Raw genomic sequence first — 26,933 nt, forward strand, 5'->3', positions numbered from 1 at the left:
TTTGCCATGCAGCTGCCTGCGCCCCGCGCGTGGGCACGGAGGAAATCATGAGCCCACGATTCACCAAGATTCCCGGTCTAGGCCTTGCCCTGGCCGCACTCGCGCTCGTCGCGACGCCAGCCATGGCGCAGGTCGAGACGGTCGATCCCAATATCGCGATCGATGGCGACCTGGTCGAAAATCCCGGCGATCAGCCGGTCTATGCCGATCCGCAGGACAGCGTGACCTATTCGCAGGAGCCCGATGCCACCGCGCCGGCCGATGCCTATCCCGAACAACCCAGCTGGTCGGAACAGGGTGCTGAAGAAGCTGCTACTGCAACCTTGGCGACCGCTTCGGTCGACGACCCGGCGACGACCAATAAAGAGGATGACATGATCGGCGCGGCCGAAGGCGTTTTCGGCAAGGGCGCGAAGGGCGTTGCAGAGATGATCCGCAAGCTGCTCAATGAGCAGGGCGAGCCCAATGCCTATATTGTCGGGCGCGAAGCAAGCGGCGCTTTCGTCGTGGGCGCGCGCTATGGCTCAGGCACCTTGTTCCACAAGGTCGAAGGCGAACATCCCGTCTATTGGACCGGGCCCTCTATCGGCTTCGATGCCGGTGCCAATGCCGGCAGCACTTTCGTGCTGGTCTACAATCTCTGGGACAGCGAGGAGTTGTATAAGCGTTTCCCGGCGGGTGAGGGGCAGGCCTACCTCGTCGGCGGTTTGACCGCGAGCTACATGCGCAAGGGCGATATCGTCCTCATTCCAATTCGCGTCGGGGCGGGCCTGCGTCTTGGCGTCAATGCCGGATATATGAAGTTTTCCAAGAAGCAGCGCTGGCTGCCGTTCTGAGTCCGGGTCGCAGCGACAAGGAGCCCTTCGGGTCGCAATAGAACAAACCTGACTGGCTCCGGGGCCGCAACGGGATTTCCTGTTGCGGCCCCCCGCATATTTGGCGAAAGGGCGGCCATGCTCGACCGACTTCAAGCCCAGGCTCCCGACGCGCTGCTCGCGCTGATCAAGATGCATGCTCAGGACCCGCGCGAGGACAAGATTGACCTCGGCGTCGGTGTCTATCGTACGAATGAAGGGGCCACCCCGGTGTTTCGCGCGATTAAGAAGGCGGAACAGAAGCTGGTCGATGAACAGGACAGCAAGTCCTACCTTGGTCCGGAAGGCGATACCGGCTTCGTCGACGCGCTGAAGCCGTACATCTTCGGCAAGGACGCGACGATGGGTGGCCGGATCGAGGGCATGCAGGCCCCGGGCGGAACCGGCGCGGTGCGGCTGGCGGTGGCGCTGGCCAAGGCTGCCGGCGTGACCCGTGTCCACATGGGAACGCCCAGCTGGCCCAACCATGCGCAGATCCTTGCCGATGTCGGCGTGGAATTCGTTTCCTTCACCCATGCAAGGGCCGATGGCACCGCTGATCTCGAAGCGGTGCTGGGTGCGATCCGCGGGGCCGGGCCGACCGACGCAGTGCTGTTGCATGGTTGCTGCCACAACCCCACCGGGGTCGATTACACCGCCGAGCAATGGGCGGCGATTGCCGATGCATTTGCCGAAACCGGCGTGCTGCCGCTGCTCGACGTTGCCTATCACGGCCTCGGTCATGGGCTTGAGGAAGACATCGCCGGCGTACGCCAGGTGCTGGCCCAGGTCCCCGAGGCGCTGCTGGCCTATAGCTGCGACAAGAACTTCGGCCTCTATCGCGATCGCGTGGGTGCCTTCTACATGCTGGCCAAGGAGCCAGGGCAGCTCCCCGCGATAACTTCCAATGCCAATGCGCTGGCACGCGCCAACTGGTCGATGCCGCCCGATCATGGCGGTGCCGCAGTGCGCTATATCCTGCGCGACCCCGCACTGACCCGCGAATGGCTCGAAGAGCTGGACGACATGCGCGCCCGCATGCGCCGGGTGCGGGCACGTTTGGCCGCGGCCGACAATGAAGCTTCGGGTCTCAATCTTGCCGCGCTGGGTCAGCAGAACGGGCTGTTTGCCGTCCTTCCCCTGAGCAAGGAGCAGATCGTCAAGCTGCGCGAGGATCACGGTATCTACATGGCAGCATCGGGCCGTATCAACGTTGCCGGCCTGCATGCGGGCAATACCGACAAGTTCATCGCCGCGCTGGCGGATGTGACTCAGGGCTGAGTGAAATGAACCGCCAGCCGACTCTCGAGACCGAGCGGCTGGTAATTCGGCCATTGGCTGAGAGCGATCGCGCGGATTTGTTCGCGGTCGCTGCGGACCCGGCGTTGTGGGAACAGCATCCGGCACACGACCGGTGGCGCCGCGAGGTCTTCGATGCCCTTTTCGATGAAGGGATTGCTTCCGGCGGGGCCCTGGCAGTGCTGGACAAGGCCACCGGCAAGATTCTGGGATCGACCCGCTTCGACCGTTACGACGCAGAAGAAGGCGGCAAGGTCGAGATCGGCTGGACGTTCCTCGAACGGGACTGTTGGGGCAAGGGCATCAATCCCGAGATGAAGCGTGCGATGTTGACGCATGCCTTCGACGAGGTTGCGCTGGTCGAGTTCAGGGTCGGGGATACCAATTATCGTTCACGCAACGCGTTGGAGGCGATAGGCGCGGTCCGCACCGATCGATACGAATTGGGCCGGTACGACGGAAAGCGTGTGGTGCACCTCTATTACGAAATTGACCGCCAGAGTTTCGCAAATGGTCCCTTGGCCGATTGAGTCGCAATTTTCCAGGATATGAATTCCACGATCCTTTAGTTTGATCATAAATCTGAGTGAAATTGGGTCTTCCTCCAGATTAATTGATCGACAATGGATGGGTTATTTTGAGGGTACTTGAAGGTGCGCCTTCGGGTCTGGCCGCGATTCATAGCCAGTCTATTTTCTCCCACATGGTCGAGCAGCGGCACAATGGCTGCAAACTGGAGGGGATTGGCCCGGACTCCGGTTCGCGGCGGCGGATATGCCGGATGCGAACCTCGCGGTGCGTGGTTCATCGAACATCCAGCGGGAGATACGCGATGGCCGTCCTCAAGAAAGCAATTGAAGCGCTCGATCCGGCACCGGACAAGAAGAAGCAACTGACGCTAGCCTTGTCGCTACTGTCCGAACTGTGCGAACAGAAAGTCTCACAGTTCACAGAAGCGATCGAGAGCAATCTGCGAACCGCCGGGACAGTGGAGAACCGCAGTGTGCCGGTGACCGAGATCCTTGCGACGCACACCGAGTACCGCGCCTACGTCAAGGATGATGCGGGCAAGATCGCGACCGAGGTCACCGATGCCATCCGCAAATTCATTGCCGGCGGCAGCGACAATATCCTCGATGGCGTGGCCAGCATCGTGACCACCGGCATTCAGGCGATCATCGGTGCCGGCCAGGCAGTGCAGCAGGAGATGAGCAGCTATTTCATCATCGTTCAGAGCTTTGGCATCATCCGCTTCGACATTCGCATCTGGTGTCGCATGATCGAAGCGGAAGGGATTACCACGCAGATCGAATCTGCACTGGCAACCGCCGCCTACAAGTCGAGCGTCGACGTGACCAAACTTTCGCTCAACACCTTCCTGATCGCCTACCAAGGCCAGCTCTCGAAATTGGGGATTCCCGAAGCCGAGTGGGAGAAGTACCTCGATGCGGCGGAGGCGATGTATGATCGCCTTCGGGGCGACAGGCCCGGCGGTGGTCCCGAAGCGCCGCTTGTGATCGGCGGCTCGAACTTCGTGGCTCCCGCGGTACTGAGTGGCACATTGTGGAGCCCCACGTCACGGGTCAGCGATGCCTGAACAAATCGGACTTCGGGTGCTTGCCGGCTCCATTGAGGCGGCGTGAGCCAACCCTTAGGCGAAAGCATGCAAAGGAAACGGGGAATCCGGCGGAGTTCGGGTGCCCCGTTTTCGCGCAAGTGTCCCTAACCTGCTCATAAACCCACAGGAGGGTCGCGCGGGCACACGGTTTGTCGTAGAATGCGCTCCGACTATCTCCTGCCGGAGAAGTGTTGCTGGAACCGTTCGGGGGGTGATTGGTTACGGACGCACACGAGCGTCCACGTGCAGAGCTCGTGCTATATGGTTTTCGCTGCGCGAGAGAAGGGGGCTTTGACTTGCCGACCACGCCATCTCAGGGGAGTTATGGGCCAGTGGGTTCCATAGGGGCGCGACGAGTCGATGGAGTTCAAGGAGTACAAGAATGAATTTCGTTTCCAGAATATCGGTCGCGCTTCCATTGCTTGCGCTGGCTGCCGCGCCAATGGCGAGCGGGCTATCCGCCCAGGAACTGGAGCCGCAGGGCGGCGAGGTGCTTACCACAGTTTACGGAGCCGCTCCGGTCGATCTCAGCGGCATGCCCGCCGGGCCCGAAATCGAAGGTATCATTACGGCCCGCAAGGGTGACAAGATGCAGGTGACCACGACCGATGGCGCCAGCACGGTTATCACCATCAGCGATGGCACCGAGATTCGTGGCACGGGTGGCTTCCTTGGCCTCAGCCGTGACAAGCTGGCGAAGAACTCGTTGCTGAACGGCCTGCCTGTTTCGGTCGCCACTGTGCAATGGGGCGGAAGCACGTTGATCGCAAGCAAGGTCACGCTCAAGAGCAAAGACCTCAAAGTTGCGCGCATGATCCGCAACGGTACTGCCCAGGGTTTTGCCGAACAGACTGCTGCGACCGATGCGCTGCGTAGCCGCGTCGCGGATATCGACAACTACAACGTCAAGGGCACCACCAACGTCTATTTCGACACGGGCAAGTACAACCTTTCGGACCAGGCGCGGGCGGACCTTTGTGCGGCCGCCAGCCAGGCGAGCGCCACCGACAACGCGATTCTGCTTGTGGTCGGCTACACGGACTCGACGGGCAACTACGAGTTCAATCAGACGCTCAGCGAGAAGCGTGCCACCCGCGTGGTCAATTACCTGCAGCAGCAGTGCGGCTGGAAGCCGTATCGCATGCTGACCCCCACCGGCATGGCGGAAGCCGATCCGGCGGCGGATAACAGCACCGAAGAAGGCAAGGCCCAGAACCGCCGAGTCGCGGTGAACATCCTCGTCAGCAAGGCTGTCGACGGGATCGCAGGCGAGCTTTGATTTCAGCGGGGTGGACTTCGGTCCACCCCGTTCCATCCCGGTCGGCGGAGTTAGCCCTGCAGGCTCTGCATGCGCTTGAGATAGCGCGCGAGAACATCGATCTCGAGATTGACCTGATCCCCTTCCCGTAAGGCTCCCAGCGTGGTGACCTCCGCCGTGTGCGGGATGATATTTACCGCAAAATCGCAGGTCCCATCGGTGCGGTCGCGCACGTCGTTGACGGTGAGCGACACGCCATCGACGGTGATCGATCCCTTGGGCGCCACAAATGGAGCCAAGTCGCGTCCGATCCGGAACGCCAGCTTGCGCGATCCGCCTTCTTCGCGTGACAGCACGACATCGCCCACCGCATCGACGTGACCGGTCACCAGGTGGCCGCCAAGTTCATCGCCAAGCTTCAAGGCGGGTTCGAGATTGAGGGTGCTGCCTTCTGCCCACATGCCTCGACGAGTGCGACTCACTGTTTCTCCCGATACATCGAAGGCAATGTGCGCGTCGCCCTTCGAACCCGCTAGTTCGACCACGGTCAGGCACACGCCAGAACAGGCGATCGAGGCGCCGATGTCGATTGCGCCCGGATCGAATGGGCAAGCCACCGTCACATGCAGGTCGCCGCGTTGCTCGACGCTTGCAATTGTTCCGATGGCGGTGACGATCCCTGTGAACATGCAGGCTCCTTGCTGGCGATTGATTATCGCGTGCGGCTGTAAGCTTCGTAGCTGTCGCTGCCAAGCTGGCGCCGTTCGACAAGGCACCAACGCCCATGGGCTTGGGCAAGGCTGGCGAGCCCGATGTCGCCGAGGGCTGGCCAGCCGCCCCCGATCAGGATCGGGGCACGATAGAGCTCTAGTCGGTCGACCAGGTCCTGTTCGATGAAACTGGCGGCCACATCCGTCCCTGCCTCGACATAGAGATACTGGGCATCGAGGCGCGTGATCTGCCCAGGTGCGTTGATTACTTTCGCACGATCGGGTGCGACCCCGCGGGTGAGCACGACGCGCTGCGGACTGCGATCTTCAAGACCCGGCAGGCGCACGTCCAACTGAGGCTTGTCCTTGCGCCATGTACCTCCGCCGACAAGGATTGCATCGCTCATTGCGCGGCGCGAATGAACGTGCGCTCGTGCGCACTCATCGGTAATCCACTGGCTTTCCCCATTAGCCATGGCGATGCAGCCGTCCAGCGACGTGGCGAGCTTCAGTGTTACGTGCGGGCGACCCTGCTTCGCGCGGATGAGGTAGCCTGCGAGGCTCGCAACGGCTTCAGCACTGGGCAGCAGGTCCGCAATGATGCCAGCTTTGCGCAAACGCTCAAGGCCTGCCCCCGCTGTTCGCGGGTCCGGATCTTCGACCCCCACCACAACCCGCGCGACTCCGGATGCAACCAGCAAGTCGGAACAGGCCGGTCCCCGCTCTGAACGATGTGCGCAGGGCTCCAGCGTGACATAGGCGGTTGCACCGCGTGCCGCCGCTCCGGCCTGCTCGAGCGCTGCGGCTTCGGCATGTGGGCGCCCGCCGTCGTGCGTCCAGCCCCGGCCGACGACCTTGCCGTCCTTTACAATGATGCAACCGACAGCGGGATTGGGGTGGGTCAGCGGGCGGCCACGCGCGGCAAGCCGCGCTGTTGCCGCCATCCAACGCGCATCACTCGGGCTTTGCGCCAAGGGTGCTGCCCGCCTGATAGAGTTCTTTCTGGCGCAATTCGCGCGCTGCTGCTTCGCGGGCGTTCTCTGCCTGGGCCTGTTCGGCCATGCTATCTACATCGAGCCCGGTCGCACGTCCCAGCGCCTTGTAGGCATCGACCTTCTTCTCGCGCAATTCGGCAAGTTCGGCCTCGCGTTCTTCTTTGCGCTTCTGATTCTCGAGGTTTGATTGGCGAATTTCCTCGTCGCTTCGCCCTTCGGCAAAGGTACTGATGTAAACTACCTTGGGTGGCTCAGGCGGGACGAACACCGATTCCTTGGTGATCCAGAACAAAAGGCCAAAGGTCATCAGGCAAGAGGCGAGGAGGATCGGCCAGCGATGAGGTGTCGGCTGGCGGATGTAGGCGAGGAAATCGGTAATCCCGCCAACCGGGTTGAGACGGCTCTTGAAGCGCATGCGGGCGTAGATAGGGGGGATTGCCGCCGGGCGCCAGTGGGCTGAACTCAACCGAAAGTTGCGTAGAGCGTCCGTCCATGGCGGCTGAGCCAGCGGTTGGCCTGCTCCACATCGTCTTCGAACAGCAGATCGAGCAGCGCGTGAAAGGCGGGTGAATGGTCGAAGTGGACGAGATGAGCGACCTCGTGCGCAACCACCGACCGGCGTACTGTGTCGGGTGCCTGCACCAGTCGCCAGTTGAGCCGTAACACACCTTCGGAGGAACAGCTTCCCCAGCGGCGGCGGGCACGTGTGAGCTTGACCCCTGCGACTGCCAGGTCGGCCCGCGTGCAGTAGTCCCTTGTATCCTCGGTAAAAAGGCGCAGAGCTTCGCTTTCGAGCCAGCGCTGAAGTCGCCGGTTCAGCGTCTCCTGTGGCCCGCCCAGCAGCAACCCGCGCGTCCCCAGTTGTGCCCGGCGCGGTGCATCTGCATCCCAGTCGAGTGCGATCTCGTCGCCACGATAGAGCAGCGTCCCGTCCGCTACGGGGTCGCGTCGCTCAGGAACCTTGCCGAGTTGCTCGGCAAGCCAGGCGCGCCGAGCTTGCGCGAATGCAACCGCCTCTGCCGTACGACACCAGTGTGGCAGGGTGATCCTTACGGCGCTGCCATCGGGCGCCAGGCGCAGGGTCAGGCGCCGTGCACGGGCATTGCGGGTTAGCTCGATTGGCAGGATGCGTCCGTCGACTTCGACCTCCGGGTCTTGGGGTTCGCGACGCAACCAGTCGATCATGTATCATCCTCGTCATCGCCCCAATCGACGACGTGATGTTCGAGCGGTCCGGCCCGATCCTCGCTGATCACGCGCCCGGCGACCGAAATCCCGGCGCGGACCACGTCTTCGCGATCGCCGGTCAGCAGATAGTGCCAGGACGGCAGGGGCCTGCCGTCGGCGCGCAGCCGATAGGCGCAGGTTGGCGGAAGCCAGTTGATTCGATCGACAATCTTGAGCGTTAGCCGCAGGCAATCAGGGACGAAGGCCTTGCGATGCTTGTAGTCGGTACAGCGCGCGGTTCCGGTATCCAGCAGGCGGCAAGCGACATTTGTCTGCTCGATCTCTCCCGTTTCTTCATATTCAACCTTGTGCAGGCAGCATCGCCCGCATCCGTCGCACAGCGCTTCCCATTCGGGAGTGGTAAGGGCTGCGAGTGGCAGCTCCCAGAAACGCTCTCTCAATGCACCCATTTCTCAAGTTCCGCGGCAACCGCCTCGGCACCCTGATCGGTCGGAAGCGTCGCGATCGGCTCGCCCTTGGGCCCGAATAACAGGGTAATGTTGGTGTGATTCATGAGATAACCGCCGCCGGGCGAATCCTCACCTCGCGAAAAGCTGGCGGCGAAGGATGCGGCGACCTTGTGCAGAGTTGCCTCGTCGCCCGTCAGACCGATCATGCGCGGATGGAAGTTGGCCGTGAATTCCTTGAGCACCGCAGGCGTGTCCCGTTCGGGGTCCACGCTCACGAACAGCGGTTGGACCTTCGCCCCAAGCGCAGCATGTTCCTTTTCGAAGAGCTTGAGGCCGGCACCCAGGCGCTGGTTGTCGGTAGGGCAGACGTCCGGGCAAAAAGTATAGCCGAAATAGACCGTGCGGTACTTGCCGTCGAAGTCTTTCCAGCTGACCGGTCCGCCGTCCTCACCCGTCAATGTGAAATCGCCGCCAATGCGTCCCCCTTCCAGTGGTGGAGGATCGCCGGGGGCGCTGCCGCATGCGGGCAGCAGCAATAGGGTCGCGAGAGGGGCGGCAATAGCAAGGGTTTTCAGTCGAGGCATGGTATCCCGGTTCATGGTCTGCTAACCGGCGCGGTTCAAGGGATGCACCCTCACGGACTTGCGGAAAACGACAGGGGTAAGACAAGTGTTCAAGCGCGTGCTCGATGTGAAATTCGGTGCGATTCTCGGTATAGCGATGTTGGCCATGGTGGCTTCTCCCGTCGAAGCCCAGCGCAAGCGCGAAGGTTATGAGTTTCTCGAAGCCGTGCGTGATCGCGATGGCACCAAGGCCAGCGAGCTGCTCGATGAACCGGGAAGTGTTCTGGTCAATGCGCGTGACATCACCAGTGGCGAAACGGGACTGCACATCGTAACGCAGCGGCGCGATCCGACCTGGCTTCAGTTCCTGCTGCAAAAAGGCGCGAATCCGAACATCGAGACGCGCGATGGCGTGTCCCCGCTCGAGATTGCGGTCCAACTCGGCTTCGTCGAGGGCGTGCAGATGCTGCTCGACCATGGGGCCCAAGTGGAAACAACCAATATCGCGGGTGAGACCCCCCTGATCTCGGCAGTGCACCGCCGCGATGTCGAAATGATTCGTGCATTGATCGCCAAGGGGGCCAACCCCGAGCGGGCGGACAATTCGGGGCGTTCCGCGCGCGACTATGCTGAATTGATGGGAGCCCGGTCACGGGTCCTTGAGGAAATCGAACGCGCAATCGCCGAGCGGGGCGAGAAGAGTAAGGGTTATGGGCCGAACTGATCCCATGGAGGTTGCTGATCTCACCCTCGACGAACTGCGTCTGGCGCTTGCTCCAGGTATCGCCGAAGCCGCGGTCTTTGACGGATGGAGCGATGCCGCGCTGGAGATGGCTGCCGACCAGCTCGGCGCGGACCGTGATGTGGCGCGGCTGGCGTTCAAGGACGATGGCGCTTTGGGCATGGTTGCCGCCTGGATCGAGACGATCGACCGCCGGATGGTGCTCGACCTGCCGCCAGAGAAACTGGCGACGATGAAGATCCGCGAGCGGATTCGCAGCCTGATTCAGTACCGCCTCGATGCGGTAGCTGGTCAGGAGGAAGCGCTGCGTCGCGCTCTCGCCATCATGGCCATGCCGCAGAATGTTGCCAGGGCGCTCAAGACTGGTTGGAACAGTGCCGACGTTATGTGGCGCCTCGCGGGCGACACCGCGACGGACTACAACCACTACACCAAGCGTACGATCCTGGCCTCGATCTATGGTGCGACGTTGGCGGTATTCGTCAATGACCAGAGCGAGGGCAAGGCTGAGACACGGGCATTTCTTGACCGGCGGATCGACGGGGTGATGAAGTTCGAAAAGGTCAAGGCCAAGTGGCTCAACCCCGAGCGCGAGCATTTCAGCATGTCGCGTTTTCTGGGTCGCTTGCGATACCCCACTCGCTGACGCGGCGCGATTGACGCGCGTCAAGGATCGCCCGGTTTCCGGCTGCTAGCCGGAAGCAATGCGACGAACCGCTATTGATAACGAGTTGCAACAAGCCTCGACATCTGACAGGGCGACCTGCATGACTCTCGACGGGTTCGAACATGAGACTGCCGCGCGAATCGTTGCGGTGAACTGGGCCGTTCTGGCCGAGGATGAAGGCAAGCGGCTCAAGGCTCTTGGCGTTGACGAAGGCGCAGAGGTCGCAATCCTGCATCGCGGAATATTTGGTGGGCGCGATCCGCTGGCAATCCGGCTTGGCCGTATGACCATTGCCCTGCGCCGCGCGCATGCTCGCGCGATCGAGGTCGAACCGGTATGACCCGCAAGCGTACCGCCGCGCTGGTCGGCAACCCCAATTCGGGCAAGAGCGCGCTCTTCAATGCGTTGACTGGTGCGCGGCAGAAGATCGCAAACTACGCTGGTGTCACGGTCGAGCGGAAGGCGGGCCGCCTGCTGCTGCCATCGGGTGAACCGGTCGAATTGATCGACCTGCCCGGATCCTACAGCTTCGATGCCGCGAGCCCTGATGAGGAAGTGACCCGCAAGGTCATCCATGGCGAGCTCGATGGCGAGGCGACGCCCGATGTCATCATCCTGGTGCTCGACGCGGCCAACCTCGAACAGCATTTGGTCTTCGCGCAGGAAGTGCTCGAACTGGGCCGCCCGACGGTCGTGGCGCTCAACATGGTCGACCTGGCCGAGCGCGACGGGCTGACGCTCGATCCCGCCGCCTTGTCGCAAGCGCTCGGCGTTCCGGTGATTTCGACCGTCGCAGTGCGCAAACGCGGGATCGCGGAACTGGCCGATGCCATCGCCGAGGCGGAAACCCATGCAGACGAGGAAGCCCGCAAACGCTGGCACCTGACGCTGCCAGAGCGGCGCCTGTCCGCGAAGCACATGGCGCGTGCCGCAATCCTCTCGAAATCGACCCGTCACACGATCGAAAACGGTATCGACCGCGTGCTGCTCAATCCGTGGGTCGGGCCGCTGATCCTGTTCGGCTTGTTGTTCGTGATCTTCCAGGCGGTGTTCGCCTGGGCCACGCCCTTTGCCGATGCGCTGGAGGCGGGGGTTGCGTTCGTCTCGCAAGCGGTCAGCGACACGCTGCCGCAGGGCTTCGTCCGCGACCTGCTGACCGAAGGCGTGCTTGCGGGTGTTGGCTCGGTTGTGGTGTTCCTCCCGCAGATTGTAATCCTGTTCTTCTTCATCCTGGTGATGGAAGCGAGCGGGTACATGGCGCGCGCGGCCTTCCTGATGGACCGGTTGATGGCCAGCGTGGGCCTTTCGGGAAAGAGCTTCATCCCGCTGCTGTCGAGCTTTGCTTGCGCCATTCCCGGGATCATGGCGACGCGCAGCATTCCCGACCCCAAGGATCGGCTGACCACGATCCTGATCGCGCCCCTGATGACCTGTTCGGCGCGGCTCCCGGTCTACGCAGTGATCATCTCGGCCGTGATTCCCCAGACCTCGGTTGGGCCCGGGATCGGTCTGCAGGGACTGGTGCTGTTCGCGCTCTATGTGATCGGGATCGTCGGAGCGATGGTCGCGGCCCTGGTGCTGCGTCGCACGGTCACGCGCGGCACGGCGAGCGGGTTCATCATGGAGATGCCCCGCTACCAGATGCCGCGCATCAAGGATCTCGCCATCGGGCTGTGGCAGCGCGCCTGGGTGTTCCTGCGCCGCGCGGGCACGATCATCTTCACCGTCACCATCGTGCTGTGGCTGATGCTGAGCTTCCCTAAGGCGGAGCCCGGCGAAGGCCAGATGGATGCCAGTATCGCCGGCCATGTCGCCGATGTCATGCACCCCATCCTCGCGCCGATCGGCTTCAACCGCGAAATCAGCCTGGCGCTGATCCCGGCCATGGCGGCGCGCGAAGTCGCGGTGTCCGCGCTGGCGACGACCTATGCCGTCGATGCGGAGGACGAGGATGTCGCCGCCGCCGGTGTGACCGGCAAGATCGCGGCCCTGTGGAGCCTGCCGACGGCGCTGGCCTTCCTCGCCTGGTTCGTCTTTGCGCCGCAATGCATCTCGACCATCGCGGTGGCCCGGCGCGAAACCAATGGGTGGAAGTGGCCGGCCTTCATGATCGGATATCTATTCACGCTGGCATATCTCTTCGCCGGCCTGACCTTCTGGCTGGCGACCGCGCTGGGGCTCTAGGCAATTTCCTCCGCTACGGGGGAAACTCGGCAACGACCCTAGATGCGACTCGCACCGTGAGTTAGGCCACGTCCAACAGATACGAAGGGACGAATCGATGGCCGGTAGCCTCAACAAAGTCATGCTGATCGGGAATCTCGGGGCCGATCCGGAAATCCGCAGCTTCCAGAACGGCGGCAAGGTCGCGAACCTGCGCATTGCCACCAGCGAGACCTGGAAGGATCGCAACACCGGCGAGCGGCAGGAACGCACCGAATGGCACACCGTCGCGATCTTTTCCGAAGGCTTGGTCGGCGTGGTCGAGCGCTACCTGCGCAAGGGTTCCAAGGTCTATGTCGAAGGCTCGCTCCAGACCCGCAAGTGGCAGGACCAGAACGGCAATGACCGCTATTCGACCGAGGTCGTGATTCGCGGCATGAACGGCACGCTGACCATGCTCGACGGGCCGCAGGGTTCGGGCGGTGGCGGTGGCCAGCGCAGCGGCGGCAGTTGGGATCAGGGCGGCGGCTCTGGCGGCAGCTACGGCGGCGGTTCTTCGGGCGGCTATGGCGGCGGCAGCCAGGGTGGTGGTTCGTCGGGCGGTTCGAATTACGACGATCTCGACGACGATATCCCGTTCTGAGCTGTTTCCCGTGTTCAGCCTGGCACCTGCCGGGCTGAACCGATGGAACAGATGGAACACGGTTCTGGAGTTAGAATCTCCGGCGCGGCTGGGCGATCGACGATGGCAAGGAGTGGCTGCGAGCCTAGCTTGGCACGACCTGGCTAGGGAAGCGCGGCGCTCAGCTAGTATGGGCAGGGCGCTGGTCGCTGCCTGCCCGCGGCGCGGTCAGAACGCCGGTTTTTGCTTGGCAACGATGCGGAAGGTTGCGCTGGCCTTGGCGATCAATTCACCGTCGGCCGATATTTCGGCATCGGCGAAAGCCAGGGTCCGCCCCAGCTTGGCGGGCTTGGCGCGCACTTCGAGCCATTGACCGATCTTGCCGATCGACAAGAAGTCCATCGTCAGGTTGACGGTCAGTGCCGAGACATTCTCCATCTGCAGGACGCAGCTCAGGCCCATCGCATTGTCGGCCAGGGCGGTGATGATCCCGCCGTGCAGCAGGCCGCGGGCGTTGCAGTGTGGCGTATCGATCGTCAGGCCCAGGCTGAACGCCTCCCCGTCACGCCGCATATAGATCGGCTCCCACGGATTGGTGGCCGGGCTCTGCCGGAAATGCCGCTCGAAGCCAGCCGGTACCGTTTGTGTATCAGTATCCATTCTTGGCTCTCTCCTTTGGCAAGGCGGCAATCATAGGGCATTGCCGAACAGCAACCATCTTGCGATACAGCAAATCACCTTTCTGTTTTTGCAAAGTTCGCAGTCATGGCTCTCGATCCGCAAGACCTGGGTGACCTCATCGCGATCCGCGACGCGGGTACGTTGAGCGCAGCTGCGAAGGCACGCGGGGTCGCCGTTTCCACCGTATCGCGGCGGATCGAGACGCTCGAGGCGGCGCTCGGCCTGCCGCTTGTCGACCGCCGGGCAGACGGCGTACGCCTGACGCAAGAGGGGCTGGCCATTGCCGATGCTGCTGCCCCGATTTCGGAGCAATTGTTGCGGGTCAAGCGCGTGGCGGAAAGCCTGCGCGATGGCGTGAAGTCCGCGCCGATACGGATCTCGGCGACCGAAATCATGATCTCCGACGTACTGGCCCCGGCGCTCGACCAATTGTGGGCCGCTGGTGCCGACTTCCCCGTCCACCTGCAGTCGCAGGCCGCGGTGGTGAGCCTCGCGGGCCGCGACGCCGATCTTGCGATCAGGATGGCCCGACCCGAAGGGGCGAGTCTTTATGCACGAAGGCTGGCGGAGATCCGGCTCGGTCTGTTCGCATCGCGTGACTATCTTGCCGACCGTTCGCCCGACGCGCTCGACCTCCACGCGGAGAGGCTGCTGATCTATGACGACAGCTATGGGCGACTACCCGAACTCGAATGGGTGGCGCGGCACGGTCTTGCCGAAGCGGTAGCCATGCGGACGGGCAGCACGCGGGGGCTGTTGACCGCGGCCATGGCCGGGGCGGGCATTGCAATGCTGCCCATACCCTTCGCCGCGCGCGAGCCCGACCTGATCGAAGTCGCATCGCCCTTCACGATACCATCACGCCAGCCGTGGCTCCTCGTCCACCGCGACCTGCGCCGGCTGCCCTCGATCAAGCTGGTGCAGAAATGGATCGTGTCCACTTTCGCCAGGCTTTGACTACGGGAACCAACTCAAGGGATGGATGGGCTGCCAATGATCCGATCGCAGACCAAAGTGAACGGCCTTCCTGGCTACTGCTAAGAGCAGGCAGTCAGCGAGAGGCCCCTTTGCAGGGACCGATAGTTCAACCGTGTTAGGAGCCAATCGCGCCCTAATAGACCTGGCGATCGGCGTTGACACCCTTGGTCGCCAGCGAGAACCGAGGCTCGGTCTGCGCCGATCCTGACACTAGCAGCTCGGCCGCGCGTTTGCCCACGGCTGGGCCATGCTTGAAGCCATGGCCGGACCCTCCGCCAATCACGAGGATGTCGCTGTTGCCGGGCAGCCAATCGATCAGGAAATCGCCGTTCGACGTATTGGTATATTGGCACACCCTAGCCTGGACCAGGGGCGCATCGGCAAGCGCCGGGAAACGGTTCGCGATGAATGCCCTGGCCATGGAAATGCCCTCGCTGCTCGGCTCCCGTTCCAGCGAGTTGGGGTCGATCGCCGGGCCATGCCGATCGAAGGCGATCTTGAAGCCGCGGCCCTCGATATCGGGCAGGCCATAGACGATATCGCCGCCGTTGAAGTCCGCCCAAACGGGAAAGTTGCCAGCGGCGAAACGGTCATCACCATCCGGGGGGCCGAAATAGAAGACTTCCTGTCGCGTGACCGAGAGCCGCTCGCCCAGCGTCTCTGGAAACAGGTTCCCCAACCACGGGCCGAGTGCATAGACCAGCTTTCGCGCTCTTTGCCCGTCAGGCAATTCGAAGCCGCCGACCTGCCCGCTTCGGGGCGGTCCGACATGCGCAATCACCGGCTTCAAACCGGCATCCCGAACCGTCGCCTGCACCGCCCTGTTGGCGATGAGGCCGCCCGTGTCTTCCTCGATGAAACCCACATCATTCGCGTCGAAGCGGATTTGCGGCCAGTTCTTGCCAAGCCATTCGGCGTTCCCCGATCGGTGGCTGATCTTCTGTTCTTCCAGCCATGCCAGGCTGCGCTGCATGTACTGGTCGCGCTCGGGCGAAAACCACAAGACGCCGGTTGGGTAGAAGATGGGAGTGCTCTGGCGATCCGACAGTGCTTTCCAGTAACCCAGCGATTCAAGCGCCATCGAAGAATAGAGCGGGTCGCCGCCATAGCTCAGGCGAATGACCCGGCTTTCGCCGCCGGACGAACTCCTGACATTCCCCGGGCCATAGGCGTCATAGAGGGCAACCTTCAGGCCACGCTTCCGAAGATGCCAGGCGGTCCAAGAGCCGAACACCCCTGCGCCGACTACGGCCACGTCCAAAGTCTGCGAGCTTGTCGCGCCGACCCGTCCGCTGGCGATCGCCAGACCGGTCGCGCCGATCGATTTGACAATGTTACGGCGGGTCAGACGCATCGGATAACCTCAGTCGCTCCACGTGGTCTGCGACGTTGATCCTTCCCGGCTGCGCATGTCAAATTATCGGCAGTTGGCGCGATGCCTGTCAGACATCCATTTCTCGATGCCTACGCATCCTTGCCCTTCAGCGCCGCCAGCGCTTCGGCCAGCGGGCCGCTGGGTGGCTGGTCTTCGTCGCTGGTAATGCCCGCCGCCTTGCGAGCTGCATCGGCGCCGGGGCCTTCGCGATAGGGGTCGATGGCGAGCGCGAGCGTTTGCGCGATGGCTTCGCCAAGGTCGAAAACTTCGCCCTCATATTCGATCTCGTCGAGATCCTCGCTGTCGAGTTCAACCTCTTCGTCAGGGGCGAGCTCGGCCGAGGAGCCTGCGGGCACGAAGCGCAGCGTCAGCGGCTCATCCACCGCGTAGACGAAATCGTCCTGGGTCACCGCACAGGGTGGGGCGATGGTCGCGGAGCGTTGGCCGGAGGCCCGCACAGCTTCATCCTTGGTGTCGAACGCGACCTCGGCCACCAGCTTGTGGATCGCGGTGACCCCGAAGCGCCCGGCCAGCGCGGCGCGCTCGGCCTCGTTCGCTTCGACCGTCATGGTCCCGGCGGGCAGGGCGCGCGGCTTGACCAGCCGGATCAGTTCGCCTTCCCCGCTCATGCTGCGATTTCGCCCTTGCGCAAGCCGTCCATCGTGGTGCGGGCCAGCCGGGCATGGAGTGCGGCCATGCGCTGGACAAGCGCCTCGGCCGCGTCGGGCTGGGCCATGGTGACGTTGCGCCGTACGGCGTCGACCAACACGCTGGGATCGCTGCGCAGCCCTTCGCGATAGGCGCCGATGCGCCCGTTCATGCTGGCCATCAGCGTCGAGATCTTCTTGCCCACAGTGGGATCGCCGATTCCGGCTTCGCGCAGCTGGCCTTCCATGTCTTCGGCGAAAAGTTCGGTCATGCGCGCGGTGGCAGGCGCCATGTCGCCTTCGTCCTCCATCCGCAGCATCACCAGCGCGAGCACCAGGGTGATCATGTCGTATCGCCCCTCGATCGTGTCGGCGACGCCGCACATGCGGTACCAGTCGGGATCGCGCGCTTCGCCGACCACGCGGTGCCACAGCGCGCGCCATTCTTCGCGCGGGTCGGGGGATGTGCCGAATAGGCGGGCAAGCAAGGACACGTGGAAACTCCGTTCAGCGGCAATACAGGCCGCGATCCCCAAGCGATGAGCCATACCACGTTGCATGGCCGGTCGCTTTCGGACTAAGGCGTGGCCGAGCTTATAGGGACGCCGCCGCCAGCGGCCAAGCGCCCTTGGATACGGAGACTTGCTGGTTCCATGAACGGCACGAAGATTCTTGGCCTCGCCCTGGTTGCAACTGCGGGCGTCGCGACGAGCGGCTGTTCGTCGATCCGCGAGGCGCGCGGTTATATCGTCGACCCGGTGCTGACCGAGTCGATCCAGCCGGGCATCGATAACCAGACTTCGGTTGCCGGCACGCTTGGTCGCCCGACCTTCACCAGCCAGTTCGGTGAGCCGACCTGGTATTATGTCTCCAGCACCACGGGCCGCAAACCCTTCGTCCGTCCCAAGATCCAGGATCATACGGTGCTTGCCATACGGTTCGACGGGGCTGGCAATGTGATTTCGGCCGACCGTACGGGGATCGAAAAGGTCGCCTATCTGAGCCCTGACGGCAACAAGACGCCTACGCTGGGCCGTGAACGCGGCTTCCTCGAAGACCTGTTCGGCAACATCGGCGCGGTCGGCGCACCGGGTGCCGGGGCTCCGCAGTAAGCCTGCCGCTTGACCCTCGTGCTGTGCGCCCCATATCGCGCAGCATGAACTCGAACAGCGACAGCCACGGCCTCGTGCAGTGGCACTCCACCACCATTATCGGCGTCAAGCGCGGCGACGTGACTGTCATCGCCGGCGACGGCCAGGTTTCGATGGGCAACACGGTGATGAAGCCCAATGCCCGCAAGGTTCGGCGGATCGGCGAGGGCGGCAAGGTCGTGGCCGGATTTGCCGGCGCCACCGCCGATGCTTTCACCCTGTTCGAACGGCTCGAGAAGAAGCTCGAACAATATAATGGCCAGCTCCTGCGCGCGGCGGTCGAGCTGACCAAGGACTGGCGCATGGACAAGTACCTGCGCAATCTCGAAGCGCTGATGATCGTGGCAGACCAGGAGAACCTCCTGGTCCTTACCGGCAATGGCGATGTGCTCGAACCCGAAGGCGGCATCGCCGCGATCGGCAGCGGCGGCATGTATGCGCTGTCTGCGGCCCGCGCCCTGGTCGACTATGAAACCGATCCCGAAACGATCGCGCGCAAGGCGATGGCGGTTGCCGCCGACGTCTGCGTCTTCACGAACAACAATTTGACCGTCGAAACGGTCTGAGCGGCCCAGCAAAACCATGACCGATACCCTGACCCCCAAGGCGATCGTTGCCGCGCTCGACGAGCACATCATCGGCCAGAAGGACGCCAAGCGCGCGGTTGCCGTGGCGCTGCGCAACCGCTGGCGCCGCCAGCGCCTCGGCCCCGAACTGCGCGACGAGGTGACGCCAAAGAACATCCTGATGATCGGCCCCACCGGCTGCGGCAAGACCGAGATCAGCCGCCGGCTGGCCAAGTTGGCCAATGCGCCCTTCGTGAAGGTCGAAGCGACCAAGTTTACCGAGGTCGGCTATGTCGGCCGCGACGTCGAACAGATCGCCCGCGACCTGGTCGAAGAAGCGATCCGGCTGGAAAAGGACCGTCGCCGCGAGGCGGTGCGCGAGGCTGCGAGCAAGGCGGCGATGGATCGCCTGCTAACCGCGCTGGTCGGCGACAGCGCCAGCGAGGCGACGCGCGAGGCGTTCCGCGCGCGCATCGTAGACAATTCGATGAACGAGACCGAGGTCGAGATCGAGGTTGCGGAAGCGCCTTCGGGCTCGATGGAGATCCCGGGCATGCCCGGCAGCGTCGGCATGATCAACCTCTCCGACATGCTCGGCAAGGCGATGGGCAAGCAGCCGATGAAGCGGCGCAAGCTCAAGGTGCCCGATGCATGGGACCGGCTGGTCGAGGAAGAGGCCGAAAAGCGCATGGACCAGGACGACGTCGCCCGCGTCGCGCTGGAGAATGCGGAGACCAACGGCATCGTATTCCTCGATGAAATCGACAAGATCGCGGTGTCCGATGTGCGCGGCGGCAGCGTGAGCCGCGAAGGCGTGCAGCGCGATCTGCTACCGCTGATCGAGGGCACCACCGTCGCCACCAAATACGGCCCGATGAAGACCGACCATGTCCTCTTCATCGCATCCGGCGCGTTCCACGTGGCCAAGCCCAGCGACATGCTGCCCGAACTTCAGGGCCGCCTGCCGATCCGCGTCGAGCTGCGCGCGCTGACCGAGGAGGACTTTGTCCGCATCCTCAATGAAACCCGCGCCAACCTCGTCGAGCAGTATAGCGCACTGCTCGGCACCGAAGACGTCACCCTCGAGTTTGGCGACGATGCCATCGGCGAAGTCGCGCGCGTGGCCGCGCAGGTCAACGAGACCGTCGAGAACATTGGCGCCCGGCGCCTGCAGACGGTGATGGAACGCCTGCTCGAAGACATCAGCTTCGAGGCCGAAGAGCACAAGGGCGAGACCGTGACCATCGATGCCGCCTATGTCCGCGCGCGGCTGGAAGACCTCGCGGGTAACACCGACCTCAGCAAGTACATCCTGTAATGCCGGGCCCGGTGCGCAGTACCCGGGCGATGATCGCGCAGATGAGCCCCCGGCTCGACGAGCGGCGCTGGTGCTTCGTTGCGGTGACGCCCGACCGGGCGCCGGAGTTGCTCGGCGCGGCGATCGGCACATTCCGCGAGGAGGAGGGCGTCAGTGCGATCGTGCCCGCCGTGCTAGCCCCGGAGGGAACGCCTGCTTTTGTGCGGATCGTGCTCGAGGTGAATTCGGATCTTGAAGGCGTGGGGCTGACGGCTGCCGTGTCGACCGCGCTCGCCGAGGCGGGAATCGCCTGCAACATGGTCGCGGCGCTGCACCACGATCATGCCTTCGTGCCTGCGGGTCGCGCCAAGGAAGCACTGGATATCCTGCTGGCGCTCTCCGCCTCTCAGGGGTGAGGTGCCAGGCCGATTTCGACCCCGGTCTTGTCGGTCAGGGCGTATCTGTCGAACAGGTCGGCGCTGGCGCGGTTTAACCCTCGAACCTGCACGCTGCGCCCGTTCCGGCGCATCCGTTCGACCACTTTGTCGAGCGCGCCAATGGCCGAGATGTCCCAGAAATGTGCCTTGCGAACGTCGATGATCACGTGGTTCGCCGGGTCCGGCATGCTGCTTTCGGGGCCAAGCGCGGCTTCGAACCGCTCGACACTGGCGTAGAAGATCTGGCCCTTGGCGCGGTAGATCGCCGTATCGCCTTCGCGTTCGCGCACCACTTCAAACATGGTCATCACCTTGTGGGTGAAGAACACACCCGAAAGGATTACTCCGGCGAGCACGCCGAGCGCGAGGTTATGCGTAGCCACGACCACCACGACGGTTGCGACCATCACGACCGAGCTCTGCCACGGATGCTTCCCGATATTGGGGATCGAGTTCCAGCTGAAGGTTCCGATCGAGACCATGATCATGATCGCCACCAGTGCGGGCATCGGCACCTGGCCGACGAGATCGCCGAGCGCAGCCAGCAGGATAAGCAGCGCGGAGCCGGCAGTGAAGGTCGACAGGCGCCCGCGCCCGCCGCTGGCAACGTTGATCACCGATTGCCCGATCATCGCGCATCCGCCCATACCGCCGAAGAATGCCGCAACGATATTGGCGGCGCCCTGGCCCACGCTTTCGCGGCGCTTGTTGCTGCCGGTGTGCGTCATGTCGTCGACGATCTGCGCGGTCAGCAGCGATTCGAGCAGGCCGACCGCCGCCATTGTCGCCGAATAGGGGGCGATGATCTGCAATGTTTCCCAGGTCAGGGGAACGTCGGGCAGCACGAAATAGGGAAGGCCTTCTGGCAGCTTGCCCATGTCGGACACGGTGTTGACCGGCGCGTCGATCCAGATCGACAGTGCGGTCAGCACGATGATTGCCACCAGCGGGCTGGGTACGGCGGTGGTCAGCTTGGGAAACAGGTAGATGATCGCCAGCGCTGCGGCGACCATCGCGTAGGTTTCCCACCCGACATTGGTGAGCTGTGGCAGCTGCGCCATGAAGATCAGGATCGCGAGCGCATTGACGAAGCCGGTAATGACCGATCGGCTGACGAACTGCATCAGCAGGTCGAGCCGCAGCAGCGCGGCCACGCCCTGGAAGATGCCCATCAGGATCGTCGCCGCGAAGAGGTATTCGACGCCATGTTCGCGCACGAGCGGGACCACCACCACCGCAACGGCCGCGGTGGCGGCGCTGATCATGCCGGGGCGACCGCCGGTAAATGCGACGACCATGGCAATCGCTACCGAAGCATAGAGCCCCACGCGCGGATCGACGCCGGCGATGATCGAAAAGCCGATCGCCTCGGGGATGAGCGCCAGCGCGACGACGATCCCGGCCAGGATGTCGGCGCGAATGTTGGAGGTCCAGTCGCGGTGGAGCGCGCTGCGATCGAGCATGTAAGGGTTCCGTAGGCCAGGGGATGGAGGCGCGCAGGGAGCGGCGCCGGATGTGCCGGAACCCATGACCTATGCTGCAATGCAGCACAACCCCTGAAGGAGGCGGCTGTTACTCGGCGGCTTCGCCCAGTTCTTCGGCCTCGGCCTGCTGGCGGGCCCACATTTCGGCATAAAGGCCATTTGCCCGCAACAGTTCCGGATGCGTGCCGCTTTCCGCCAGGCGGCCCTGATCGAGCACGAGGATATGATCGGCATCCGCGATGGTCGAAAGGCGGTGCGCGATGGCCAGGGTGGTGCGGTGTTCGGAAACGCGGTGGAGGGTGCGCAGGATTTCCTGCTCGGTCCGGCTGTCGAGCGCGCTGGTCGCCTCGTCGAGCAAGACGATCGGTGGATCCTTGACCAGCGTGCGGGCGATGGCGACGCGCTGTTTCTCCCCACCGGATAGTTTGAGCCCGCGCTCGCCCACCTCGGTTTCGAACCCTTCGGGCAGGCGCTCGATCAGCGGCATGATCGCTGCAGCGCGGGCCGCGGCCTCGATCTCTTCGCTGGTGGCGCCATCGCGGCCATAGCCGATGTTGTAGCCGATGGTGTCGTTGAACAGCACGCTATCCTGCGGCACGATTCCGATGCTTTCGCGCAGGCTTGCCTGCGTCACCTTCGCGATGTCCTGCCCGTCGATCAGGATGCGACCCGCCTGCGGGTCGTAGAAGCGGAACAGCAAGCGCCCGATAGTGCTCTTGCCCGCGCCCGAGGGGCCGACAATGGCGACATGGCGGCCGGCCGGAACTTCGAAGCTGAGGCCATGCAATATGGTGCGTCCCGGTTCGTAGCCGAACACCACATCGTCGAACTGCAGCGTGGGACGGCGCACGACCAGCGCGGGTGCATCGGGAATGTCGCGCACCTCGGCTTCGGTATCGATCAGCCGGAACATGGCGGCCATGTCGATCAGCCCCTGGCGCACGGTGCGATAGACCATGCCGAGCATGTCAAGCGGGCGGAACAGCTGGGTGAGGTAGGTGTTCACCAGCACTAGGTCGCCGGTGGTCAGCACGCCCTTGCTCCATTGCCACACGGTGAAGCCCATGGCCCCACCCATCAGCAGGTTCATGATCAGCGCCTGGCTGATGTTGAGTAGGCCGAGCGAGTTCTCGGACCGGATCGCGGCCTCGGCGAAGGCACGGGCGGATTCGCCGTAACGCGCCTTCTCACGCCCTTCGGCAGAGAAGTATTTGACGGTCTCGTAGTTTAGCAGGCTGTCGACCGAGCGGGCGAGGGCGGTGCCATCGAGCTCGTTCATCTGGCGCCGCAGTTCGTTGCGCCATTCGGTGATCTGGCGCGTCACCACTATATAGGAGGCGACGGTCAATGCGGTCGCCGCGACCAGCTCCCAGCCGAAGTTGATATAGAAGATGACCCCGACGGCGATCAGTTCGATCGCGGTGGGGGCGATGTTGAACAGCAGGAAGTAGAGCATGACATCGATGCTCTTGGTCCCGCGGTCGATTGTCTTCGTAACCTCGCCCGTGCGGCGAGAGAGATGGAACCGCAATGATAGCTGATGCAGCCGGGCAAAGGTATCCTCGGCCAGCTGGCGGGTCGCTTCCTGCCCGACGCGCTCGAAGGTGATGTTGCGCAGATTGTCGAAAGTGACCGCCGCGAAGCGCCCGGCGGCATAGGCAATGACGAAGGCCAGCGCGACCATGGCGGCCTCGTTGGTCGGCGTGGTCATCGCGTCGATCGCGCGCTTATAGGCAAAGGGCAACGCCAGCGTGGTCGCCTTGGCAGCCAACACCAGCAGCATGGCACCGACGATGCGGCGCTTCAGTGCCGGATTGTCCGCAGGCCATAGATAGGGAAGGAAGCGCCGGACCGTCGCCCAGCTTTCAGTGTCCTCGCGGGGCTCGGGTGTGTCTGTTTCAGGCGGCATCGTGTCGCCCATCTGGGGGCACCGTGCCCGTCAGGCAAGCGCTGTGCTGTACCGCGGGACTAGAACCGCTCTGCCAGCGCGGGCGCCTGGCGCTGGGAGAAGCGTACGCTGCTCGACGGCACATCGAACAGGATGCGCTGGTTCGAGAAGTCGATCGCCACCCGGTCGAAGGCGCGCAAATTGGCCACGCCCAGGATCAAGGCAGGCTTGCCCTCGATCCCCAGGGCCGCAAAGATCGGGCTGTCGGCGATGGCAACCGGCACGCTGGTCATTTCCGCGCCGCCGATTTCCAGCTTGCGCACCCAGACTGCGCCGTTGGACATCTCGGTGCCGAGCACGTCGATGCTCTTCACCTCGGTCCGCTCGCGTGCGCGAATCCGCCGAAGCAGCGCGGTATTGGCCATGGAGGTCTGCGCGCCGGTATCGATGATCACCGAAGTGCGCACCCCGTCGACCCGCGCGTCGGTGATGATCATCTGGCCCAGCTTGCGCCTTGCGCGCACGATGATCTCATACCCCGAATTGCTCTGTTCGCCGGGGACATCGGCGATCTTCATCCGCCCTTCGCGAAAGTCGATCAACACTCTCGTATCCTGAAGGCTGTCGAGTCCGAGGATTCCGTCTGCACCTATATGTGTGGCGTTGAGTGTGGGTGAGATCAGACCGCTGACCGAACGGTTAGCGAATTCGAGATTGTCGAGCTCGACCGTATCGACCTGGCTGATCCCGCCCATCGCCACCAGGGTTGCGCGCCCGCTGGGGCGCAGAGAGAGGTCTTCGACCAGCTCATGCGTAACGACGGTGGCCTGCGCGCCGGTGTCGATCAGGAAGCGATAGGGGCCCGCTCCGTCGATAGTGACCGGCACGGTCATGCGTTCGTGTCGGTCGCGCAGCATCGTGGCCTCATCGACCTGGCTGTTTCCCAGCATGCTGCCCGCATTGTTATCCTGGGCTGCGACGCCGCCGGCAAGGGCCAGCGCACATCCCGCGATCAGGCCGCGAAGCGCCATCGTCTCTCTCCAGCTGCCCCCGCTTTGGCGGGTTGGCATAATTGGGGAGAGTATCACGCTGGCGCGATCTGCCAAAACGTCATCTGCGCAACATGGCGATGCTCTCGCGCACTATCTCCCGCCAAAAGGCCAGAAGCATGCCGACATAACTGGCAACGCCCAGGGGTACGAGAATGGCGAGCATCAGCCCGGGATGCAGGTCGGCCGGTATCAAGAGCCGCGCGCCCTGAAGCGCGAAGGCCATGAAACCGCAAGCAACCAATGGCGGCAATGCGGCCTTGGCGAGTGTGCCCGGGCGAACGCCGACCGAGGGCAAGGTCAGTGCCAGGGTTACCGCCAGCAATGCCGGTGCGGCAAACCACCAGGCGCGCACCAGGCCTTCCGGGCCGTAACCTACCCCGACCAGGAATGCGGTGACGAACAGAAGCGCACCTGCAATACTCGTCGCCAAGTATATACGTGCATCGCCCGTCGCATTGGTGGCCGGGCTGCAAACTATCTGCACTGCCATCAGTGGCATTGCCGGGGCCACCGCGGCCACCAGGGACGCCATTCCGATCCACTTTTCGCCGAAGACGAACAGGATTGCTTCGGGGGCAGTTAGCGACAGCCCTATATATATAGGGGCGGTCACCAGCAGCACAGTCCGCAAGGTGCGCACGAAGTAGGGTGCAAGGCTCTGTCCCGCCTTGTGCAGTTCGGCATAGGCGGGGAACGCGACTTCATTGACCGGGGGCAGGAATCGCCCGGTGACGATCAGCGTGAGGAACAGCGCTTCGGAATAGAGCCCAAGCTGGTGCGTCTCGAAACTGCGCCCGGCAATGAAGATGTCCGACTGACTCTGGATGATCCAGAACAATTGGCACAGCGTCAGCGTGCCGCCGAAACCGATCAACTTACCCGCCCCGCGGAAATCGAAGACCGGCAGCGGCAGGGCACCCAGCGAAATGGTCATGATCAGGCCACGCGTGGCGAAGGCGAGTATCGGCGCGTAGACCAGAGCCCAGACCCCGAAGCCAAACCAGGCCAGCCCAAGCGCGGTAAGCGCCCCAATGATCGCACTGGCGAGGTTGGCCAAAGCCTGGGTGCGAAACTCCAGCCGGCGCGACAGGAGTGCCTGGGGCAATGCTATAAAGGGAGTGGTGGCGAAGATCAGTGCCTGCACCCGCAGCAGGTCCGCCACCGCAGGTTCGCGATAATAGGCAGCCGCTATCGGCGCGAGCAGCAGCTGCGCCAGCCCCAACGTCCCGTTCATCAGTAGTAGCAGGGCGAAGACCTGGCCGACTTGGCGCTTCTCGACCCGATCGGCCTGGATCAGCGAAGTGGCAAAGCTCCAGCCGTTAAGAAAGTTCAGCGCCACCACGACCACCTGGGTCATGGCGAACAGACCATAGTCGGCAGGGACAAGCAGGCGGACCACCATGATGGTTGCGCCCCACGTGATCAGCTGGGCAAGCAATTGGCTGCCCCAGCGCCACGCCAGTGCGCTTCGCACACGCTGCGCAAATCCATCCGGTGCGCCTGTCTGGCTGACCCCGTTCCCCGTCATGTCCAAGTGCTAGGCGCGATTCGTGTCGAATGCGAGCCGGCTGAATCGCGATTCCCGTGTCAGGACAATGCGATTCACCGGTGAATCAGTGCTGATTCACACCCCGATTCACGCGCCTGCACAGGAACCTTGTCGGCGTGCGGTTGGGTTATACCGCAGAACCACACCCGCAAATCGGCCCGAAAACCCCTGAAACCCGCAGAATTCCGCGGGTTTGAAAAAAAGACGCAACAAAATTGCAAAAGTCGGTTGACCGAATCCAACACCAAGCCTAGATGGCCCTCACCGACGCGGCGCTGGCGGCTTCCACCGCCCACTGCTTCGGTCGCCAACAGAAACGGATAGCCGGCTCCCCCGGTGTAAATCGGGGAACCAAAAGCTGTCCGCTATAACTGTCCAGGCGGCTCTTTGACATCGTTGGTTTTTGATGAAGGGACATGTGGGCGACGGCGCCCGGTCCGGGGACCTCAAGGCTCCGGTAACCGGTTAACTCAAGCCGATCGCCACATCCGATCGCGGGCTCCACGCTCGCCCGGATGGCAAGCATGTTCATTCGTATCCATTACGTTTGACAGTGCAGGTATCGGCTCCTTGAAGCTCATGCCAGTCAGGTCGGCGGGGTTTTCCCCGTGCCTGTTTGGTGTGTGACACAAACTTGAGAGTTTGATCCTGGCTCAGAACGAACGCTGGCGGCATGCCTAACACATGCAAGTCGAACGAG

29 protein-coding genes and 1 rRNA gene are annotated in these 26,933 nt (G+C 63.3%); 16 read left to right on the top strand and 14 right to left on the bottom strand.

Translation table 11 applies throughout. The features are described from left to right. The first annotated feature begins 47 nt into the window (after positions 1 to 47). The 5 genes from AAFM29_RS07110 (at position 48) to AAFM29_RS07130 (ending at position 5,050) form a co-directional block, all read left to right on the top strand. Entirely contained in the window at positions 48 to 836 is a 789-nt protein-coding gene (locus AAFM29_RS07110; protein WP_341712107.1) for a DUF1134 domain-containing protein, read from the top strand. A 117-nt stretch (positions 837 to 953) separates the two neighbouring features. Next, a complete protein-coding gene (locus AAFM29_RS07115) occupies positions 954 to 2,135 on the top strand; it encodes an aromatic amino acid transaminase (protein ID WP_341712108.1) in 1,182 nt (393 codons plus the stop codon). 5 nt (positions 2,136 to 2,140) lie between these two features. Next, positions 2,141 to 2,683 (top strand): GNAT family N-acetyltransferase, encoded by a 543-nt coding sequence (locus AAFM29_RS07120; protein ID WP_341712109.1) that lies wholly within the window; start codon positions 2,141 to 2,143, stop codon positions 2,681 to 2,683. A gap of 302 nt (positions 2,684 to 2,985) precedes the next feature. Further along, complete coding sequence (locus AAFM29_RS07125) at positions 2,986 to 3,750, top strand: hypothetical protein (protein ID WP_341712110.1); 765 nt, start codon at positions 2,986 to 2,988, stop codon at positions 3,748 to 3,750. A 403-nt stretch (positions 3,751 to 4,153) separates the two neighbouring features. Continuing rightward, a complete protein-coding gene (locus AAFM29_RS07130; RefSeq protein ID WP_341712111.1) occupies positions 4,154 to 5,050 on the top strand; it encodes an OmpA family protein in 897 nt (298 codons plus the stop codon). Positions 5,051 to 5,100: 50 nt separating this feature from the next. Here AAFM29_RS07130 and AAFM29_RS07135 read toward each other — a convergent pair whose 3' ends face one another. Genes AAFM29_RS07135 through AAFM29_RS07160 form a run of 6 tightly spaced genes read right to left on the bottom strand, consistent with a single transcriptional unit; the run spans position 5,101 to position 8,955 of the window. Next, the gene (locus tag AAFM29_RS07135) at positions 5,101 to 5,718 is read right to left on the bottom strand and encodes a riboflavin synthase (protein WP_341712112.1); all 618 of its coding nucleotides are present in this window, start codon (positions 5,716 to 5,718) and stop codon (positions 5,101 to 5,103) included. Between the two features lie 23 nt (positions 5,719 to 5,741). Then, a complete protein-coding gene (gene ribD, locus AAFM29_RS07140; protein WP_341712113.1) occupies positions 5,742 to 6,683 on the bottom strand; it encodes a bifunctional diaminohydroxyphosphoribosylaminopyrimidine deaminase/5-amino-6-(5-phosphoribosylamino)uracil reductase RibD in 942 nt (313 codons plus the stop codon). Between the two features lie 10 nt (positions 6,684 to 6,693). Continuing rightward, complete coding sequence (locus AAFM29_RS07145; protein WP_341712114.1) at positions 6,694 to 7,149, bottom strand: hypothetical protein; 456 nt, start codon at positions 7,147 to 7,149, stop codon at positions 6,694 to 6,696. A gap of 47 nt (positions 7,150 to 7,196) precedes the next feature. Next, positions 7,197 to 7,919, bottom strand: coding sequence for a SprT family zinc-dependent metalloprotease (locus AAFM29_RS07150; protein ID WP_341712115.1), 723 nt, complete (start codon positions 7,917 to 7,919; stop codon positions 7,197 to 7,199). Next, positions 7,916 to 8,371: a YcgN family cysteine cluster protein gene (locus tag AAFM29_RS07155; RefSeq protein WP_341712116.1), complete on the bottom strand. Its 456-nt coding sequence runs from the start codon at positions 8,369 to 8,371 to the stop codon at positions 7,916 to 7,918. Before AAFM29_RS07155 ends, AAFM29_RS07150 begins: the two co-directional genes overlap by 4 nt. Further along, a complete protein-coding gene (locus AAFM29_RS07160) occupies positions 8,359 to 8,955 on the bottom strand; it encodes an SCO family protein (RefSeq protein WP_341712117.1) in 597 nt (198 codons plus the stop codon). Before AAFM29_RS07160 ends, AAFM29_RS07155 begins: the two co-directional genes overlap by 13 nt. Positions 8,956 to 9,052: 97 nt before the next feature. On the opposite strand from AAFM29_RS07160, the gene AAFM29_RS07165 reads away from it, so the two are divergent. The 5 genes from AAFM29_RS07165 to ssb all read left to right on the top strand — a co-directional run bounded on the left by AAFM29_RS07165 (position 9,053) and on the right by ssb (position 13,149). Next, positions 9,053 to 9,658 (top strand): ankyrin repeat domain-containing protein, encoded by a 606-nt coding sequence (locus tag AAFM29_RS07165; protein WP_341712118.1) that lies wholly within the window; start codon positions 9,053 to 9,055, stop codon positions 9,656 to 9,658. Then, positions 9,645 to 10,322 (top strand): COQ9 family protein, encoded by a 678-nt coding sequence (locus tag AAFM29_RS07170; RefSeq protein WP_341712119.1) that lies wholly within the window; start codon positions 9,645 to 9,647, stop codon positions 10,320 to 10,322. Before AAFM29_RS07165 ends, AAFM29_RS07170 begins: the two co-directional genes overlap by 14 nt. A gap of 121 nt (positions 10,323 to 10,443) precedes the next feature. Further along, entirely contained in the window at positions 10,444 to 10,683 is a 240-nt protein-coding gene (locus AAFM29_RS07175; RefSeq protein WP_341712120.1) for a FeoA family protein, read from the top strand. After that, positions 10,680 to 12,527, top strand: coding sequence for a ferrous iron transport protein B (gene feoB / locus AAFM29_RS07180; RefSeq protein WP_341712121.1), 1,848 nt, complete (start codon positions 10,680 to 10,682; stop codon positions 12,525 to 12,527). The genes AAFM29_RS07175 and feoB overlap by 4 nt, the downstream gene beginning before the upstream one ends. A gap of 97 nt (positions 12,528 to 12,624) precedes the next feature. Then, on the top strand, positions 12,625 to 13,149 hold the full coding sequence (gene ssb, locus AAFM29_RS07185) for a single-stranded DNA-binding protein (RefSeq protein ID WP_341712122.1): 525 nt from the start codon (positions 12,625 to 12,627) through the stop codon (positions 13,147 to 13,149). Positions 13,150 to 13,356: 207 nt separating this feature from the next. Here ssb and AAFM29_RS07190 read toward each other — a convergent pair whose 3' ends face one another. Continuing rightward, positions 13,357 to 13,788: a PaaI family thioesterase gene (locus AAFM29_RS07190; protein ID WP_341712123.1), complete on the bottom strand. Its 432-nt coding sequence runs from the start codon at positions 13,786 to 13,788 to the stop codon at positions 13,357 to 13,359. Positions 13,789 to 13,893: 105 nt separating this feature from the next. On the opposite strand from AAFM29_RS07190, the gene AAFM29_RS07195 reads away from it, so the two are divergent. Beyond that, positions 13,894 to 14,766 carry a LysR family transcriptional regulator gene (locus tag AAFM29_RS07195; protein ID WP_341712124.1) on the top strand — a complete coding sequence of 291 codons (873 nt, stop codon included), beginning with the start codon at positions 13,894 to 13,896 and terminating at the stop codon, positions 14,764 to 14,766. 154 nt (positions 14,767 to 14,920) lie between these two features. On the opposite strand, the gene AAFM29_RS07200 is transcribed toward AAFM29_RS07195, so the two are convergent. The 3 genes from AAFM29_RS07200 to AAFM29_RS07210 all read right to left on the bottom strand — a co-directional run bounded on the left by AAFM29_RS07200 (position 14,921) and on the right by AAFM29_RS07210 (position 17,303). Further along, positions 14,921 to 16,141 carry an FAD-dependent oxidoreductase gene (locus AAFM29_RS07200; protein ID WP_341712125.1) on the bottom strand — a complete coding sequence of 407 codons (1,221 nt, stop codon included), beginning with the start codon at positions 16,139 to 16,141 and terminating at the stop codon, positions 14,921 to 14,923. Between the two features lie 110 nt (positions 16,142 to 16,251). Further along, complete coding sequence (locus tag AAFM29_RS07205; protein ID WP_341712126.1) at positions 16,252 to 16,791, bottom strand: DUF177 domain-containing protein; 540 nt, start codon at positions 16,789 to 16,791, stop codon at positions 16,252 to 16,254. Beyond that, positions 16,788 to 17,303: a ubiquinol-cytochrome C chaperone family protein gene (locus AAFM29_RS07210; protein ID WP_341712127.1), complete on the bottom strand. Its 516-nt coding sequence runs from the start codon at positions 17,301 to 17,303 to the stop codon at positions 16,788 to 16,790. The genes AAFM29_RS07205 and AAFM29_RS07210 overlap by 4 nt, the downstream gene beginning before the upstream one ends. A 159-nt stretch (positions 17,304 to 17,462) precedes the next feature. On the opposite strand from AAFM29_RS07210, the gene AAFM29_RS07215 reads away from it, so the two are divergent. From AAFM29_RS07215 to AAFM29_RS07230, 4 genes are read left to right on the top strand one after another with little or no spacing between them, the layout of a single operon-like run. Further along, the gene (locus AAFM29_RS07215; protein ID WP_341712128.1) at positions 17,463 to 17,921 is read left to right on the top strand and encodes an outer membrane protein assembly factor BamE; all 459 of its coding nucleotides are present in this window, start codon (positions 17,463 to 17,465) and stop codon (positions 17,919 to 17,921) included. 44 nt (positions 17,922 to 17,965) lie between these two features. Next, a complete protein-coding gene (hslV, locus tag AAFM29_RS07220) occupies positions 17,966 to 18,526 on the top strand; it encodes an ATP-dependent protease subunit HslV (protein ID WP_341712129.1) in 561 nt (186 codons plus the stop codon). Between the two features lie 16 nt (positions 18,527 to 18,542). Further along, positions 18,543 to 19,844 carry an ATP-dependent protease ATPase subunit HslU gene (gene hslU / locus AAFM29_RS07225; RefSeq protein ID WP_341712130.1) on the top strand — a complete coding sequence of 434 codons (1,302 nt, stop codon included), beginning with the start codon at positions 18,543 to 18,545 and terminating at the stop codon, positions 19,842 to 19,844. After that, positions 19,844 to 20,239, top strand: coding sequence for an ACT domain-containing protein (locus AAFM29_RS07230; RefSeq protein WP_341712131.1), 396 nt, complete (start codon positions 19,844 to 19,846; stop codon positions 20,237 to 20,239). Before hslU ends, AAFM29_RS07230 begins: the two co-directional genes overlap by 1 nt. Here AAFM29_RS07230 and AAFM29_RS07235 read toward each other — a convergent pair. The 4 genes from AAFM29_RS07235 to AAFM29_RS07250 all read right to left on the bottom strand — a co-directional run bounded on the left by AAFM29_RS07235 (position 20,230) and on the right by AAFM29_RS07250 (position 26,212). After that, on the bottom strand, positions 20,230 to 21,723 hold the full coding sequence (locus AAFM29_RS07235; protein ID WP_341712132.1) for a SulP family inorganic anion transporter: 1,494 nt from the start codon (positions 21,721 to 21,723) through the stop codon (positions 20,230 to 20,232). The two genes, AAFM29_RS07230 and AAFM29_RS07235, sit on opposite strands and share 10 nt — an antisense overlap. A 109-nt stretch (positions 21,724 to 21,832) precedes the next feature. Further along, positions 21,833 to 23,653 (bottom strand): ABC transporter ATP-binding protein/permease, encoded by a 1,821-nt coding sequence (locus AAFM29_RS07240; RefSeq protein WP_341712136.1) that lies wholly within the window; start codon positions 23,651 to 23,653, stop codon positions 21,833 to 21,835. 59 nt (positions 23,654 to 23,712) lie between these two features. Further along, on the bottom strand, positions 23,713 to 24,663 hold the full coding sequence (locus AAFM29_RS07245; protein ID WP_341712133.1) for a retroviral-like aspartic protease family protein: 951 nt from the start codon (positions 24,661 to 24,663) through the stop codon (positions 23,713 to 23,715). Between the two features lie 79 nt (positions 24,664 to 24,742). Further along, positions 24,743 to 26,212 (bottom strand): lipopolysaccharide biosynthesis protein, encoded by a 1,470-nt coding sequence (locus AAFM29_RS07250; RefSeq protein ID WP_341712134.1) that lies wholly within the window; start codon positions 26,210 to 26,212, stop codon positions 24,743 to 24,745. Between the two features lie 651 nt (positions 26,213 to 26,863). On the opposite strand from AAFM29_RS07250, the gene AAFM29_RS07255 reads away from it, so the two are divergent. Further along, positions 26,864 to 26,933: ribosomal RNA gene (locus AAFM29_RS07255) — 16S ribosomal RNA — on the top strand; the annotation flags it as partial.

This window comes from Erythrobacter sp. (genome assembly GCF_038133525.1).
Taxonomy (GTDB): Bacteria; Pseudomonadota; Alphaproteobacteria; order Sphingomonadales; family Sphingomonadaceae; genus Qipengyuania.